At 65.0% G+C, this 16,278-nt stretch carries 14 protein-coding genes; 8 read left to right on the top strand and 6 right to left on the bottom strand.

What is annotated here, in order from left to right:
• Positions 1 to 22: 22 nt before the first annotated feature.
• Genes C1D09_RS03980 through C1D09_RS03965 form a run of 4 tightly spaced genes read right to left on the bottom strand, consistent with a single transcriptional unit; the run spans position 23 to position 4,361 of the window.
• Positions 23 to 679, bottom strand: a complete 657-nt coding sequence (locus C1D09_RS03980; protein WP_143973093.1) for a GntR family transcriptional regulator — start codon at positions 677 to 679, stop codon at positions 23 to 25.
• Between the two features lie 9 nt (positions 680 to 688).
• Positions 689 to 1,999: an aspartate aminotransferase family protein gene (locus tag C1D09_RS03975; RefSeq protein WP_143973092.1), complete on the bottom strand. Its 1,311-nt coding sequence runs from the start codon at positions 1,997 to 1,999 to the stop codon at positions 689 to 691.
• Positions 2,000 to 2,004: 5 nt separating this feature from the next.
• On the bottom strand, positions 2,005 to 3,063 hold the full coding sequence (locus C1D09_RS03970) for a phosphotransferase (protein WP_143973091.1): 1,059 nt from the start codon (positions 3,061 to 3,063) through the stop codon (positions 2,005 to 2,007).
• Positions 3,060 to 4,361 carry an ArgE/DapE family deacylase gene (locus C1D09_RS03965; protein ID WP_167514480.1) on the bottom strand — a complete coding sequence of 434 codons (1,302 nt, stop codon included), beginning with the start codon at positions 4,359 to 4,361 and terminating at the stop codon, positions 3,060 to 3,062. The genes C1D09_RS03970 and C1D09_RS03965 overlap by 4 nt, the downstream gene beginning before the upstream one ends.
• 177 nt (positions 4,362 to 4,538) lie before the next feature.
• Here C1D09_RS03965 and C1D09_RS03960 point away from each other — a divergent pair, with 177 nt between their 5' ends.
• The 8 genes from C1D09_RS03960 to C1D09_RS03925 all read left to right on the top strand — a co-directional run bounded on the left by C1D09_RS03960 (position 4,539) and on the right by C1D09_RS03925 (position 13,603).
• Positions 4,539 to 5,186, top strand: coding sequence for a GNAT family N-acetyltransferase (locus C1D09_RS03960; RefSeq protein WP_246135649.1), 648 nt, complete (start codon positions 4,539 to 4,541; stop codon positions 5,184 to 5,186).
• Between the two features lie 50 nt (positions 5,187 to 5,236).
• Entirely contained in the window at positions 5,237 to 7,897 is a 2,661-nt protein-coding gene (locus tag C1D09_RS03955) for a winged helix-turn-helix domain-containing protein (RefSeq protein WP_246135648.1), read from the top strand.
• A gap of 84 nt (positions 7,898 to 7,981) precedes the next feature.
• The gene (locus C1D09_RS03950; RefSeq protein WP_143973089.1) at positions 7,982 to 9,103 is read left to right on the top strand and encodes a class II histone deacetylase; all 1,122 of its coding nucleotides are present in this window, start codon (positions 7,982 to 7,984) and stop codon (positions 9,101 to 9,103) included.
• Positions 9,093 to 9,965, top strand: a complete 873-nt coding sequence (gene urtB, locus C1D09_RS03945) for an urea ABC transporter permease subunit UrtB (protein ID WP_246135647.1) — start codon at positions 9,093 to 9,095, stop codon at positions 9,963 to 9,965. Before C1D09_RS03950 ends, urtB begins: the two co-directional genes overlap by 11 nt.
• A complete protein-coding gene (locus C1D09_RS03940) occupies positions 9,962 to 10,948 on the top strand; it encodes a branched-chain amino acid ABC transporter permease (protein ID WP_143973087.1) in 987 nt (328 codons plus the stop codon). The genes urtB and C1D09_RS03940 overlap by 4 nt, the downstream gene beginning before the upstream one ends.
• A complete protein-coding gene (locus C1D09_RS03935) occupies positions 10,945 to 11,649 on the top strand; it encodes an ATP-binding cassette domain-containing protein (protein WP_143973086.1) in 705 nt (234 codons plus the stop codon). Before C1D09_RS03940 ends, C1D09_RS03935 begins: the two co-directional genes overlap by 4 nt.
• Before the next feature lie 2 nt (positions 11,650 to 11,651).
• Entirely contained in the window at positions 11,652 to 12,353 is a 702-nt protein-coding gene (locus C1D09_RS03930; protein ID WP_143973085.1) for an ABC transporter ATP-binding protein, read from the top strand.
• Between the two features lie 80 nt (positions 12,354 to 12,433).
• Entirely contained in the window at positions 12,434 to 13,603 is a 1,170-nt protein-coding gene (locus tag C1D09_RS03925; RefSeq protein WP_143973084.1) for a substrate-binding protein, read from the top strand.
• A 43-nt stretch (positions 13,604 to 13,646) separates the two neighbouring features.
• Here C1D09_RS03925 and C1D09_RS03920 read toward each other — a convergent pair whose 3' ends face one another.
• A complete protein-coding gene (locus tag C1D09_RS03920; RefSeq protein WP_143973083.1) occupies positions 13,647 to 15,293 on the bottom strand; it encodes an acetolactate synthase large subunit in 1,647 nt (548 codons plus the stop codon).
• An 89-nt stretch (positions 15,294 to 15,382) separates the two neighbouring features.
• On the bottom strand, positions 15,383 to 16,278 hold an 896-nt coding region (locus C1D09_RS03915; RefSeq protein WP_425463400.1), incomplete at its 5' end, for a LysR family transcriptional regulator.

Here is a 16,278-nt window from a genome sequence, read left to right as displayed (position 1 = left end):
GCCCGACTCAGCCGCCGTCCGATCAGGCCGTCATGCGAAGATTTTCAGAGAGGACCGCGGCCGCCAGGGCGATGTCCTGTTCAAGGGAGACCCGGACAGCAGGGCCGTCGCGCTGCTCCAACGCGGCAACAATCCTGCGATGAGCGTCGTTCGACCGTGGAATGTATCGCCCGGCCTGCATCAGAACCTTGAGATAAGGCCCGACCCGGCCCCAGAGGTCGCGGATCATGTTCAAAAGGATCGGCGCGCCGGCATGCTGGTAGATGGCGAAGTGAAAAGCCTCGTTCAGTGCGAGATAGGCGCTGGCGTCGCCGGCCTCGATGGCGCGCTGCATGCCGGCGAGCATCGCCTGTATTTCGACAAGCCCGCCTTCGCTCATCCGCGTGGCCGCCATCTCTCCCGCCAACCCCTCGACGGCAATGCGGATATGGGTGAGTTCCTTGAAGGCCGGGGCCGACAGCAAGGGCACGATAACAGAGCGGTTGTTCTGCATTTCGAGCAGCCGTTCGGCGACCAGCCTTTGCAGCGCCTCGCGGATCGGGGTCGTCGATATGCCGAACGTCTCGGCGAGCTTGCGGATGACCAGCGTCTGGCCTGGACTGAAACCGCCTGAAATCAATTCCTGCTTGAGCGCGCCATAGGCGCGATCGTTCAGGGTTTGATGTTCCAGCTTCAGCATGCGTCCCGATCACCAGTTCGACAAAGCGCGGTCGAGTGTCTCGGCCAGTTGCTCGGCATTGTCCCTGGCAAACGGCAGAGGCGGCCTGATCTTCAGCACATTGCCGCGCGGACCGCAGGACGAGATCAGCACACCGTCCTCACGCATGGCTTCAACGACGGAAGATGTCTTGCTGGCGGCCAGCGCCTCGTCGCCATCGGCCGTCAGTTCGACGCCGAAATAGAGGCCGTTGTGCCTGACGTCACCAACCATGCGGCGCCGGGTCTGCAAATTGCGCAGCAACTCAGCCGTATAAGCGCCGACCATACGTGCGTTCTCGATCAGCCCCTCTCCCTCGATCACCTCGAGAACGGCGATGCCGACGGCGGCCGCGACCGGATTGCCGCCGAAGGTGTTGAAGTAACCGGTGTTGGAGCCGAAGGAGGAAACGAGTTGCGGCCGCACCAGCACCGCGCCCATCGGATGGCCGTCACCGATCGGCTTGCCCATGGTGACGATGTCGGGCTCGAGGCCATAATTGGCAAACCCCCACATGCCCTGGCCAAGGCGGCCGAAGCCGGACTGGACCTCATCGGCGATGAGGATGCCGCCGGCCTTCCTGACTTGGTCCGCCGCCTCGCGCATGACCGCCGCGTCGGGGAAGAAAATGCCGTCGCTGGAAAAGGCCGAGTCGAGCAGCAGCGCCGCCGGACGGATATTTTGCGCGCGCATGTCCTCGATGGCGGCCGCGACATTCTTGGCGAAATCATGCGCAGCGCGGCCATGATCGCGGAAAGTGTCTGGCGCCGCCACGGTCCGGTGGTGCAGGGGCACGCCCTTCGCGCCGACCGCTGCCGGCGATAGCTGCGCGGTAGCAATCGTGGCGCCGTGATAGGCGAAATCGGTGATGATGACGCCCGTGCCGCCGCTCGAATGCTGGGCGATGCGGATGGCGAGGTCGTTGGCCTCACTGCCGGTGCAGGTGAACATGGCATGGCCGAGATGGGCGGGAACCGTGCCGAGCAGTTTTTCCGCATAATCAAGGATGATCTCGCTCAAGTAGCGCGTATGGGTGTTGAGCGTGGCGGCCTGCCCAGACAGCGCCTCGACGACGCGCGGATGGCAGTGCCCGACCGAGGCGACATTGTTGTAGGCGTCGAGAAATTTGCGCCCTCTCGCATCGTAGAGCCAGACGCCGCTGCCGCGCACCAGATGGACCGGGTTGCGGTAGAAGGCGCGATAGGTCGGCCCAAGCAGCCTGGCGCGGCGTTCGAGCAGTGCGCGATCGCCTGGCGAAGCGTCGGTGTCGGCAAGGGCGTTTGTGGGTGACGACTGGGACACGGCATCTACTCCCGATTGGAATGGTCGAGAAAATAACGGCGGGCCTCATCGGATGACAGCCCTTCGAGCCGTTCGAGCGAGGTCCAGACCTCGGCGATGAGGCGCAGGACATAGTCGCGCTTGGCCGGGAAGCGTTCCGCCTGCCAGCTGGCGATGTTGGCGATGAGCGCGAGGCGAGCACGGATCAGATCGAAAAGGATGCCGATCTCTTCGGCCTCTAGCGGCTGCACGGATTGATAGCCGGCGACGAAGCGCGCTGCCGGCGCCAGCGGATGGCCTTCAGCCGGCCAGCGGTAGACGGCGCCGATGGCGAGGTCGCAGATCAGCGGCGAATGGATCATGTCGCCGAAATCGAGGATGCCGCTCACTATTTCCGGCCGTGAGGCGTCCATCACCACGTTGTAGGAGTTCATGTCGTTGTGGACGATCTGGGCGCGCAGGCTCGGAATGACCCCCGCCGCGTGCTCCTCGAAGGCATCGATGACGCGCTCGACCATGGCGCGGTGGCCGGCGTCGGCGATAAACGCCAGCATAGGCCGCGTCTTGGCGACCTTGCGGATGTCCCAGAGCAGGTCGCTGCCGGCGGCCGGATGGAAGAAGCCGCGCAGCGCCCGGCCAAGCCGGGCGAGGAAAATGCCGAGATTGCGATCCTGCGCCGCCGACGGGGGGCAACTCGACAGCAACTGGCCGGGCAGATAGGTGACCAGCCGGATGATGCGAGGCGCCGATCCCTCGACACTGACCGTGAACTGCGCTTCGCCCTCGAGGCTCTTGCGGACCGAAGGGACCGGCAAGGTCGGATCGACCCTTAGGATGTGGTCGAGAGCCTTGTTCTGGAAATCGGTGAAGCCTGCCTCCTCCGCCGGATGGGAAATCTTGAGGACGAACTCGCCCTCGCCCTCAGCATGGATGTGGAAATTGTGGTCGCGTTCGCCGGGCAACGGACGCGCGCTGCCGGCGAGGCCGTAGTGCCGGCGCAAGATGGCAAGCGCGTCGGCAATCGAGACGTCGGGCGCATCCTCGGCCAGCGTTTCGCCAAAGCCGTCTGGCACGGCCGCATTCATGAGCTTACCTCCGGATCGATCGGCTCGAGACCGCACCAGTCGGCGATGAACAGCGCAATGGTCTGGGTGACCTTGCGCACAGAATTCAGATCAACGGCCTCGTCATAGCCATGCGGCATGCGGCAGATCGGGCCGTAGACGATCGCCGGCGCGTCGGCATAGAGGCCGAAGAAGCGCGCATCCGTCGTCGCCGAGGTGACGTGCTCCGTCAGCGGCTCGCCCCAGACGGCGGCATGGCTGCGGCGCAGCACGGCTTCCATCTCGTCGGCACCTTCCAGCACATAGCCCTCGGCCATGAAGCCATTATAGCTCATCTTGGGTGGGCGATTGGCCAGGAAGGGATCCGCACGGGCCGCATCGGCGATGCAGGTTTCGAGCTCGGCCCTGGCGTCTTCGAGCTTCTGGCCGGGATAGGTGGCGACCCGCATCTCGAAGACACAGCGCGCCGGAACGCTCGATGTCCATTCGCCCCCTTCGATCTTACCGAGGTTGAAGCGGATCGGATGCGGGTGATCGCAGAAATGCTTGTCATCGACCTTGCGCTCATTCCAGACGCTTTCGAGCTGCTTCAGCGCCTGGATGATGAGAAAGGCCTTCTCGATGGCGTTGGCGCCGGCCGAGAAAGCGCCGGAAGCGTGCTGCGGATCGCCATCGACCTCGACCCTGAACCAGATCGGCCCGACCTGCGCCCGCATCAAGCGCGGTTCCAAGGGCTCGGGAATGAAGGCGGCGTCAGCGCGGTAGCCGCGTTGCAGGCAGGCGAGCGCGCCATTGCCGGTGCACTCCTCCTCGACGACCGACTGGAGGTAAACATTGGCGGCCGGCTGGTAGCCGAGGCTGCGCAAGGCGGTCAGCGCGTAGAGACAGGCCGACAGGCCGGCCTTCATGTCGCCGGCGCCGCGGCCATGCATCCAGCCATTCTCGATCGCCGGATCGTAGGGGTCGTGCACCCAGCGGTCGAGCGGCCCCGTCGGCACGACGTCGATATGACCGTTGAGGATCAGCGAACGGCCGGTGGCGTTTCTGGGCGTGTGGGTGGCGACGACATTGAAGGCATCGTCGTAGGAGACCGCCACCGGCGAAAACCCCGGAAGGTCGCGGATCGCGTCGACATCGACACGCCACATGTCGACGGCATAGCCATCTGCCTCATAGGCGGCTGCCATGAAGGATTGCGCGGCATGCTCCTCGCCACGCTGGGATGGAAAGCGCACGAGGTCGGCCAGGAACGCGACTTGCCTCGCGAAGCCGTCATCGACCGCGCGCAAAATGGCTTCGTCGGCAATTCGCTCAGGCATGATATTCCGCTTTCTCGTGAATGGTGTATCATATCTCATATGCCATTTCCGGGAAAGCCAAAGAGACAGGTCGGGCCAAAACGATGGCCCAACCCGGGAAGCTCTTGGCAGGCGGGCGCAGAGTTGGCATCAGCTTGCTGCATGGCAGCGGAGCTGCTTGGCAGAGATCGAGGACAGATGCTGGTCACCGAAGGCGCATTGCCGGATGAAGTCACCGATCTCACGGCCGGCTACCGGCGCGTGCCGGCCGGCAAGATCGTCAATGCGGTGACCTGGATGGAGGCGCGCGCGCCTATGCCGGGTCTCGCCGAGCCCCTGGCAATGACCCGGATCTCCGAGCCCGACAGCGCCGCCTACCGCGCGATCTTCCTTGAGATCGGCGCTCCCTGGCTGTGGGATCGTGCCGCTGAAATGTCGGATGCCGAAATATCAGCGCATTTCGACGACCCGCGCCAGCATCTCTATTACGGCCATGATGACAGCGGCGGCCATGTCGGAATGGTCGAATTCCGCTTGGCCGGCGACAACGAGATCGAGATCACCTATTTCGGCCTGTTCCCAGGCTTGACCGGCCGTGGTCTCGGCAAGCGGCTGATGGCCAGCGCGCTCGACAAGGCATGGCGTCTCGGCCCTGGCCGCATCTGGCTGCACACCAGCAGCATCGACCATCACAGCGTCATCGGTTTCTACCGGGCTTGCGGGTTTGAGCCCTATGCGGCCGGTTTCGAAATCACCGACGATCCCCGGACCAAGGGAACCCTGCCGCGCGATGCCGCCCCGCAGATCCCGCTGATCGAAACGGAATGGATGCCCGGCGCCAGATGAGATCGTCTTCGCAACCCGCGGGCCTTTCATCGTCTCACCATCGCCGGTGGGTGCGGCGCGAGAGCATCCTGTCGAGGCTGGAGCGGCATGTCGATACGCGCATCGTGCTGTTCGCCGCGCCCGCCGGCTTCGGCAAGTCGACGACGATGGCGCAGTGGGCGGCTGAGATCGCGCGCCACGGCCGGTTGACGGCATGGCTGTCCTGCGAGGCGACGGACAATGACGAAGGCGCCTTCCTGTCGCATCTGGTGGGGGCGCTGCGCCACCTCGTCCACAATCCGGCCGAGCTCGACCTCGCCTTCCAGTCGAGCCCGATTCCGCAGCTCGACGTGGTGCTTTCGGCACTGGTGGCGGGTTTTGCGGCGCGCGACGCTGAGGTCACCCTGTTCTTCGACGACTACCATGTCATCGAAGCACCGGCAGTGAAGCGGTTCATCGAGCGCCTGACGCGGCAGGCGCCGGCCAACGTCGTCTTCGTCATCGGCTCGCGCAACCTGCCCGAGCTTCAACTCGGCAAGCTCAGGGTGCTTGGCGACGTCTTCGAGATCGGTCCGGACGACCTGCGCTTCGCCTCGTCCGAAGCCGAAGCCTTCTTCAACGACAAGCTAGGCCTGAGCATCAGCAGCGGTACCGTCGAGACCCTGTGCTCGCGGACCGAGGGCTGGGCTGCCGGCCTGCAACTCGCCTCGCTGTCGCTCAGCGCCGCGCACGCACCCGAAACAGTCATCGGAAATTTCACCGGCGCCAACCGCAACGTCGCCGATTTCCTGATGGGCGAAGTGTTCCTGGGGTTACCGCCGGCCCTGGCGAGGTTCCTGCGCCACAGCTCGATCTTCGAGCGCTTCAGCGCCGACGCGTGCCGGGCGGTCCTGCGGGCGGCGGATGCCGAGGCCGATATCACCGAGATCGAGACCCGCAATCTTTTCCTCGTGCCACTCGACGAGGAGCGGCGCTGGTTCCGCTACCATCACCTGTTCCACGACTTCCTCAGCCGTGAAATGGAACGGCGCGAACCGGAGATGATCGCACCGTTGCATCTGGCCGCCGCCGAATGGTTCGGCGAACGCAAGATGCTGAGGGAGGCGATCGGACATGCGCTCGCCGCGGGCGACCAGGCCCGCGCGGCCGTGTTCGTCGAGAACAACGCGCTTGAACTCATCGCCCAGTGCCAACTGCTTTACGTGCGCCAATTGCTGGCGCTGCTGCCGAGGAAACTAGTCGACCAGCGCATCCGGCTGCAGCTCGTGGCGCTGTGGCTGGCGGTGCACAGCAGCCAACCCGAGATCGCTCAGCAGACGCTCGCCAATGCGCGCAAGCTTGTCGAGACCGGGCCGACGGACGGCAAGGATCCAGGCACGCTGACCGGCACCACGATCGAGGCCGAAATCGCCGTCCTCGATGCCGCCGTGCACAGCACGCTGGAGCGGTTCGAGGACGCGCGCGACACCGCACTGGCCGCCCTGCGCATCATCGCGCCCGATGCCTGGTTCATGGAAGGGGCGACAGCCAATGTCATCGGCTACAATCTCTATGCGCTGGGCGACCTCGAGGGCGCGCGGGCGGCGGCGGACGCCGCACGCAAGGCGCATGAGCGAAGCGGCAGCCTGCTCGGCGTGACCATCGCCAATTGCTACATGGCGGTCATCGAACGCTCGGCCGGCCGCCTGCCCGCAGCTGAAAAGCTGCTGCGCGCCACGATCATCGAGGCCAGGACGCGGATCGGCGCGAACTCCTATGCCGAGGCGCTCGCCGGAACGCTGCTTGCCGAGCTTGCCTACGAGACCAACGCGTCGGGCGAGGCCCTGACGCTGGTCGAGAATCTCGGGCCGCTGATCGAGGGCGCCGCGGTCATCGTCTATCCCCTCGCCAGCGTGCCGACCTATGCCCGTGTCCTGCAGTTGACCGGTCGTGGAGACGCTGCACTCGACATGCTGGATCGCGTCTACCAACGCGTGCGTGGCTCGGTCTATCGCCGCCTCGCTTCGGTGCTGGTGCACGATCGCATCCGGCTTCTCATCGATCGGAACCTTGTCGCCGAGGCACGCGCCCTGCTCGACGAGCATCGCCGCGAAAGCGCTGAAACCGCCCCTACTGTGGCCAACGAATTCGAATTCTTCGCCGAAGGCAGGCTGCTGACGGCCGAAAAATCCTTCGCCGCGGCCGCGACACTTTTCGACGCGCTGCTGGAGCGAACGAAACGCAGCGGACGCCTGCGCCGCCACATACTGGCGCTGATCCTGCGCGCAAAAAGCGCCGGCCATGACCAGCGCGAGGCCGACCGGCATCTCCTCGAAGCGCTGAGACTTGCCCGGCCTTCCGGCTTCATCCGCTCCTTCGTCGACGAGGGCAGGCCTGTGGTCGAGGCGTTGATGCGATTACGCGCGGCGCAGGCAAAGACCGACCCGTCCCTCTCGGCCTATGCGACGCGCATAATCGATGCCGCGCAGACCGTACCCGTGACGACACGAAAGTTGGCCGCCCCTGCAGCTGAGAAAGAACAGCTCACCCAGCGCGAATCCGAGCTGCTGCGCTGCCTGTCGGAAGGCATGTCCAACCGCGATATCGCGTTCGCGCTGTCGGTGAGCGAAACGACGGTGAAATGGCATTTGAAGAACATTTTCGGCAAGCTCTCGGTCTCGAACCGCGTCCAGGCCGTGCGTGCCGCGCAGGCGGCCGCAAACCTCCGCCCCCCTCCGAAAGGAGGGGCATAGACATCTGGCACAGCCCCTTCTTTCGGGTCGGGCCATGGCATTGTTAGCCTGCTAGCCTCCTTCGGATTGTAGAGGACGCTGCTTATGGCGACAGGTTACGTTTTTCACGAACAGCTGATGTGGCATGACACCGGTCCAAGCGCCGACATGATGCCTCCAGGCCGTTTCGTGGAACCCGGCCGGCATCTGGAATCGCCGGGGTCGAAGCGCCGGCTGAACAACCTCATCCAGGTCAGCGGCCTGGCGCGCCATCTGGTGCCGATCCTTGCCGAGCCGGTGACAGTCGAGGACCTGCTGCGCGTCCACACGCAGCGCCATGTCGACGACATCAGGGTGCTCAGCGAACGCGGTTCGGGCTTCGCCGGCCCGCAGGCGCCGATCGGCCTCAACAGTTTCGACATCGCCCTGCTCTCCGTCGGCACGACCTATGCCGCGATGCGCGCGGTGCTGACCGGCCGTGTCGACAACGCCTACGCGCTGGCGCGGCCTCCGGGGCACCATGCCGAGCCCGACCAGGCGATGGGCAACTGCCTGTTCTCCAACATCGGCGTTGCCGTGCGCCGGCTGCAGCATGAAGGCCTGCTCGGCCGCGCGGCGATAGTCGACTGGGACGTGCATCACGGCAACGGCACCGAGACGGTGTTTTATTCCGATCCGTCGGTGCTGACCATTTCCCTGCACCAGGACAATCTCTATCCGACCGGGCGCGGTGCCCTGGCCGACAATGGCAAGGGCGAAGGCGAGGGCTATAATATCAACATCCCGCTGCCGGCCGGCAGCGGCACCGGCGCCTATGAAGCGACCTTCGACCGCATTGTTGCCCCCGCACTGCGCGCCTACAAACCGGATCTCGTCATTGTCGCTTCCGGCTTCGATGCGTCGGGCTTCGATCCGCTCGGCCGCATGATGCTCAACAGCGAATGCTTCCGCCGCCTTGCCGCGCGCATGGTGGCGCTGGCCGCCGAGACGTCGAAGGGCCGGCTGATGATGACCCATGAAGGCGGCTATTCCGAGGGCTACGTGCCGTTCTGCGGCCATGCCGTCATCGAGACGCTTGCCAATCACCGCACCGAAGTGATCGATCCGCTGTCGGACCATATCGACGAATGGGCCGGGCAGGATTTGCAGCCGCATCAGGCGGCCGTCATCGACGCTGCCGAAGGCCTGCTCGCCGACCTGCGCCAACGCCTCGCAAGTGCTGCCTGAAGCGATGGATTTTGTCGTCACCACGCTCCTCAACGCGCTGACGCTGATCAGCATCCTGATGCTGGTCGGGCTTGGGCTGGCGATCAGCTTCGGCCTGATGAACGTGACCAATCTGGCGCATGGCGAGTTCGTCACCGTCGGCGCCTTCGCGGTCTATTTCGTCCAGAGTGTCGGTGGCTCCTTCTGGCTGGGTCTGACCGCCGCCCCGATCGCCGGCGCGGTGGTCGGCTGCATCCTGGAATTCGCCATCATCCGCCATCTCTATTCGCGGCCCGTCTCGACCGTGCTTGCCACCTGGGGCGTCAGCTTGATCCTGCAGCAGGGGCTGGAACTGAGCTTTGGCCTCGGCGCCAAACCGGTGACGCCGCCGATAGAGGGCACGTTCGATCTGTTCTTCACAGTCTATCCGGCCTACCGGCTGATCCTGATCGCCATAGCCATGCTCACCTTGGTCGGTGTCGTGCTGCTGATCAGCCGGACCTCCTTCGGGCTCGATATCCGCACCGTCATCCAGAACCGCGAAATGGCCGAAGGCGTCGGCATCAACACGCGGCGTACCTACGCCATCGCCTTCACCTTCGGCGCCGCCATCGCCGGGCTTGCCGGCGGCCTGGTCGCGCCGCTGGCGATCGTGCTGCCGCAGATGGGGGTAAACTACCTCGCCAACGCCTTCTTCGTCGTCATCGTCGGCGGCGTCGGCTCGATCGGCGGTCTCGTCGCCGGAAGTGTCTTCGTCGGCGGGCTGACCAGCGTGCTCAACTACCAGATCTCGCCCTCTTTGGCGCAGGCGATCGTACTGCTGGCGGCCATCGTCGCCGTTCGGCTGCGGCCCAACGGCTTGTTCAACGGAGCGTCGCGATGATCGCCCGCGACCGCAACTGGCTGCTGATCTTCGCCGCCTGCGCGGCACTCGCCGTCGTGTATCCGCTCTTCGCCGACGGCTACCAGCTGACGGTGATCCGCGACGCGCTGATCTTCGGCATGTTCGCGGCGAGCCTCGACTTCTTCTGGGGCCGAACCGGAATCCTGTGCTTCGGCCACGCCGCCTTCTTCGGTATTGGCGGCTACATCATGGCGCTCATCACGCTCAACGACGCCATCCCATTTGGCAGCCTCCTAGGCATAGTGGGCGCGGTAGCCGGCGCTGCCCTCGTCGCCGCCATCATCGGCTACTTCCTGTTCTTCGGCGGCATCCGTGGCAGCTATTTCACCATCGTGACGCTCGCCATGGGCGTCATCTGCCAGCAGGCCGCGGTCTCCTGGAGCTCGGTCACCGGCGGCGACAGCGGGCTGATCGGCATCCCGCCGATCGCGTTCGATGTTGGCGGGATACATGTCGATCTCAGCCAGGATCTGCCAAGCTACATATTCGTCGCGTCCATCGTCGCGGTGGTCGTGCTGGCGCTGTGGTCGATCAGCCGTGGCCGCTGGGGCACTGTGCTCACCGCCATCCAGGACAATGAAGTCCGGGCGGCCGCCCTTGGCCACAATGCGCCGCTGCGACTGCTCGTGACCTTCGTCCTGTCCGCCGCGATCGCCGGCCTCGCCGGCGCGCTCTACGTCTGCATGGCCGGACTGGTGGCGCCCGACCTTTCCGGGCTGCTTCTGTCGACGGAAGTCATCGTCTGGGTGGCGGTCGGCGGGCGTGGCACATTGCTTGGTCCGGTGCTGGGCGCCATCGCCATCCAGCGCGCGCAGCAGACCATCAGCAGCTTCAATCCGAGCCTGTGGCCGCTGCTGCTCGGCTGCGTCTTCGTCATCATCGTCTTCGTGCTGCCGGACGGCATTCTGTCGATCTATGCGCGGCTTAAGGGCCTGTTCAAGGGCCGGAGGCAGGCGCAATGAGCGACGTGCTGCTCCAGGCTGAAAATGTCGGCATCCGCTTTGGCGGTCTGCAGGCGCTGGAAGGGCTGAACCTGACGGTGCGCGACAAGGAGCTCTGCTGCATCATCGGGCCGAACGGCGCTGGCAAGAGCACCTTTCTCAACGTGCTGACCGGCACGCTGCGTCCGACCAGCGGCAGCGTGCGCTTCCTCGGCCATGACATTGCCGGCCTGCCGCTGCATCGCATCGCCCGGCTCGGCATCGCCCGCAAATTCCAGATCCCGTCCGTCTTTCCGAGCCTCTCGGTCGAGGACAATCTCAAGGTCGCACGGTGGGGAGCGTCGTCCCCGCTGCGTCCGGTCGGCGAACTGCTGGAACTCGTCGCGCTTGACAGCCGCGCAACCACGCTGGCGGGCCAACTGGCGCACGGTCAGAAGCAATGGCTGGAGATCGGCATGGCATTGGCAATCGAGCCGAGGCTGCTGCTACTCGACGAGCCTACCGCCGGCATGACGCCGCAGGAAACGCTGGCGACCGCCGAGATGCTGCTGCGGCTCAAGGGCGAGTTCTCGATCGTCGCGGTCGAGCACGACATCCGCTTCGTGCGGGCGCTGAACTGCGAGACGCTGGTGCTGCATCAGGGACGCCGGCTGCGCAGTGGTCCTTTCCACGACATCGAGACCGACGAAATGGTCCGCGACGTCTATCTGGGGAGGCGCTGACCATGCTGCGGACACTCGCGGTCTCGGCCGGCTACGGCCTGCTCCCTGTGCTGAACGGCATCGATCTCAGCGTGGCACCGGGTGAAGTCGTCGGCCTGCTTGGCCGCAATGGCGCCGGCAAGACGACGCTGCTACGCGTCATCGCCGGCGGCCTGAAGGCGAGCGGCGGCGCCGTGGTTCTCGGCGATCAGGACCTTACCAACGCCGCGGCCTTCCGCCGGGCCCGGGCGGGCATAGCGCATGTGCCGCAGGGCCGCGGCATCTTCAACCAGCTGACCGTGCGGCAGAATTTGGAGGTCGGCACGCGCGCAGCCACGGACCGTGGCGACGGCGGCATTCCTGACGACATCTTCGGCTATTTTCCGATCCTGCGCGAACGCGAGGCGCAAATCGCCGGCACGCTGTCGGGCGGCCAGCAGCAGATGCTGGCGATCGGCCGCGCGCTGTGCGGCCTGCCGTCGGCGCTACTGCTCGACGAACCCTCGGAAGGCATCCAGCCGAACATCGTGCAGTCGATCGCCGAGTTGGTGCCGCGCATCGCCCGCGAACGCGGCATCGCGATCGTCCTGGTCGAGCAGAATCTCGATCTCGTTCTCAAGGCGGCGGACCGCTGCCTGGTGATGGAAAAGGGCAGGATCGTGCACGAGGGCACGCCGGAGGCGTTCGCCGACGAGAGCCTGCTGAAGGACCTGTTGGCCCTATGAGGAGCACCTGAAGCGCGCCTGGACCTGCTGACTTTGTAAGGCGTGCATGGGGCGCGCCCGGACTGGAAGGGAACATAACAATGATAAGCAGAAGAACGATCCTGAAATCCGGCGGCGCGGCCGCCGCCTTCGCCATGGTCGGCGCGCCGTCGATCCTGCGCGCCGCCGATACCGTCAAGGTCGGCCTGTCAATCCCGATCACCGGGCTGCAGGCGATCCTCGGCGAGACGCTGCTCAATTGCTACAAGCTCGCCGCCGCCGAGCTCAATGCCGCCAACGGCATTGGCGGCCGCCAGGTCGAACTCTTCATCGAGGACAACCAGACCACGACCAAGGGTTCGATCGACAAGGCGCGCAAGCTCATCAACGAAGACAAGGTCGACGTGATCATGGGCACGATCATTTCGCCCGAGCGCAGCGCGACGCTGTCGGTGACCTCGAAGGCCAAGAAACTGTTCTTCTACCCGACCAATTTCGAGGGCGGCGAATGCAACCGCTACTTCGTCGCGACCGGGCCGATCCCGATGCAGCAGGTCGACCCGATGATGCCATGGGTGGCGGAGAATCTCGGCAAGACGATCTACATCATGGCTTCCGACTATGCCTGGCCGCAGAAGATGACGGAGGCGATCACGGCAGCTTACGAGAAGACCGGCGGCAAGATCATCGGCGCCGACTACTATCCATTCGGCACCACGGATTTCGGCCCGGCTTTCCAGAAAATCAAGTCGCTGAAGCCCGATGTCGTCTGGTCGATGGTGGTCGGCAACGATGCCGTCACGCAGCTCAAGCAGTATCGTTCTTTCGACATCAAGCAGCCGCTGATCGCGCCGCTCGACGAAGTTTTCAACAAGGACGCACTGCCGCCCGGCGTCGCCGCCGGCACGTATGCGCCGCAGCCCTACTGGATGGCGCTCGACAATCCGGTCAACAAGAAGTTCATCGCGAGCTTCCGCGAAAAATTCGGCAAGGAGAAGATGGTCAACGGCATCGGCGAGGCCGGCTATAACGGCCTGCATCTCTACGCTCTGGCCGCCGAGAAGGCCGGGTCGCTCAGGGACGACGACGTGCTCAAGGCATTGCCCACCATCGAGTTCGACGCGCCGCAAGGCAAGATCCGCGTCGATGCCTCCAACAACCACACGCTCTGCCATTCCTATGTCGGCAAGGCGGCACCGGACGGCATCAGCTACGAGATCGCCAAGGATTTCGGCACCATCGCGCCGGTCACGCCTTACTGCAAGGTGTAGGATCTTACACCAAGCGGCCCTGACGGCGGCTTTGCCGCTGCCGTCAGGGCGTCCGCGGCGCCGGCAGCCGCTCGCGCAATTCGTCGACCAGCACCCTGGTGTTTTCGGAATAGTCGACCGGCACGACGACGAGATGCACGCCGCCGCCGGTGAAGGCCCGTTCCAGCGCCGGCCGCAAATCAGCGATCTCCGTAACCCTGGTTCCCTTGGCGCCATAGGCCTCGGCGTATTTGACGAAATCGGGATTGCCGAAGGTCATGCCGAAATCCGGGAATTCGTCGACCGCCTGCTTCCAGCGGATCATGCCATAGGCATGGTCCTCCAGCAGCAGGACGACAAGGTCGAGCTTCAGCCTGACGGCGGTCTCCAGTTCCTGGCTGTTCATCATGAATCCCCCATCGCCGCAAATGGCCATGACACGGCGCCGGGGATAAAGCAGTGACGCCATCATCGCCGACGGCAGGCCGGCGCCCATCGTGGCCAGCGCATTGTCGAGCAGCAGCGTGTTTGCCATGCGCGTGCGGTAGTTGCGCGCGAACCAGATCTTGTACATGCCGTTGTCGAGGGCGAGGATTCCGTCCGCCGGCATCACTGCGCGCACGTCATGCACGATGCGCTGCGGTGTGAAGCGGTCTTCGGTGGCGCGCGCGGCGATGCGGCTCAGAATGCCTTCCCTGAGCGGCAGCAAGGCCTGCGCGTTCGGGATCTTGCCCTCGATGCGGTCCGCCAGCAGCGCCAGCGATGGGCCAAGATCGCCGACGATCTCGGCCTGCGGGAAATAGACCTGTTCGACATCGGCTGAGTGATAGCCGACATGGATCACCTTCGGTCCGTTGGCGCCCATGATGAAGGGCGGTTTCTCCACCGTGTCGTGGCCGATGGTTATGATCAGATCGGCCTGTTCGATGGCTTCGTGCACATAGTCGCGCTCCGACAGTGCCGCCGTTCCCATATAGAGTTCTGTGCCGCCGGGCACCGTGCCCTTGCCCATCTGGGTGGTGAAATAGGGTATCTGCGTGCGCAGCACGAACTGGGCGACATCGGGGGTCACGCGCGGCCGCGACGCCGCCGCGCCGAACATCAGCAGCGGACGTTTGGCCTCCAAGATCATGCGGGCGGCGCGATCGAGCGCGTCCGCGCTGGCCAGCGGCAGTTCGACCGGGTGTGTCGGCACCAGCGCCACCGGCTCGCACTCGGCCGCCGCAATGTCTTCCGGCAGTTCCAGATGCACCGGGCCGGGCCGCTCTTCCTGGGCAACGCGGAAGGCCTCGCGCACCAGCGAGGGGATCATTTTGGGCGAGACGATCTGGCGCGACAGCTTGGTCAGCGGCTTCATCGCCGCGACGATGTCGACGATCTGGAAGCGCGCCTGCCGCGATGACAAGACGCCCTTCTGGCCCGTGATCATGATCATCGGCATCGCGCCGAGCAGAGCATAGGCCGCGCCGGTCGTCAGATTGAGCGCGCCCGGGCCAAGCGTGGTGATGCACACGCCTGCCTTGCCGGTGAGCCTGCCATAGGTCGCGGCCATGAAAGCAGCGGCCTGCTCATGTCGGGTCAGGATCAGCTGGATCGACGAGCGGCGGATCGATTCGACGATGTCGAGATTCTCCTCGCCCGGAATGCCGAAAATCCGGTCGACCCCTTCATTCTCGAGGGCCGCCACGAACAGATCCGAACCTTTGGTCATGAACCGCCTCTCCTGCAATGCACACGTTCCGCCTTCATATGGCATTGGAAAGCGGTACCTCAAAGGGCGCAAGCCTGCGCTGATGGCGATCAGCCCATCAGTTTCGGCAGGGCGGCCGCCAGCGCATCGATGACGAGCCTGACCTTGAGCGGCAGATGCGGCGTCCGCAGCCAGAGCGCATGGCAGTCGTAGAGATAGTGCGGCCGGTCCGGCAACAACGCCACCAGCCCACCGGCCTCTATGCGCTCACGGACCAGCCACCATGGCAACCACGCCAGCCCCATGCCTTCGGCCGCCGCATCGGCGATGGCATCGAGATCGTCGAGCCGCAGGCGGCCGCTTGGGATGATCTCCTGTGCGGCCTGCCCTTCACGCGCAAACAGCCAGGGCTGAACGACCTGGCCGAGCCGGCGATAGACGATCGCCTGATGATCGGCGAGGTCTTCGATCCGCCGCGGCTCGCCATGAAGTCCGAGGTAGGCGGGCGAGGCGCAGACGACCATGCCTTGCCGCGCAACGCGGCGCGCGATGATGCCCGCCTTGTCGTCCAGATCGCCGGTGCGGATGGCAAGGTCAAAGCCGTCTTCGGCAAGATCGGCGAAGCGGTCGCTGAGCGACAGATCGAGTTCGAGCATTGGATAGTGCCGCGCCAGCTTCAGCAGCACGGGGGTAACGCAGTGGCGGCCGAAATGCGCCGGCATGGTCACGCGCAGTCTGCCTCTCGGTTCCGAAAACTGGTCGGCGGCCAGCGCATCGGCGGATTCCGCTTCGGCCAGCACGATGCGGCAGCGTTCATAATAGGCGCGGCCGAAATCGGTCAGGCTCTGGCGGCGCGTCGTGCGGTTGATGAGGCGTACGCCGAGCCGCTCTTCGAGAGAGCGGACATGCTTGCCCACCATCGGCCCGGACAGGTCGAGCGCTACCGCCGCTGCCGCGAACGAGCCAAGGTCGACCGCCTTGACGAACACGGCCATGCTCTCGAGCC

It is taken from the genome of Mesorhizobium intechi (genome assembly GCF_002879535.1).
GTDB lineage: Bacteria > Pseudomonadota > Alphaproteobacteria > Rhizobiales > Rhizobiaceae > Mesorhizobium > Mesorhizobium intechi.
The sequence above is the reverse complement of the archived record's forward strand: the minus strand, read 5'-3'. Positions and strand labels throughout refer to the sequence as shown.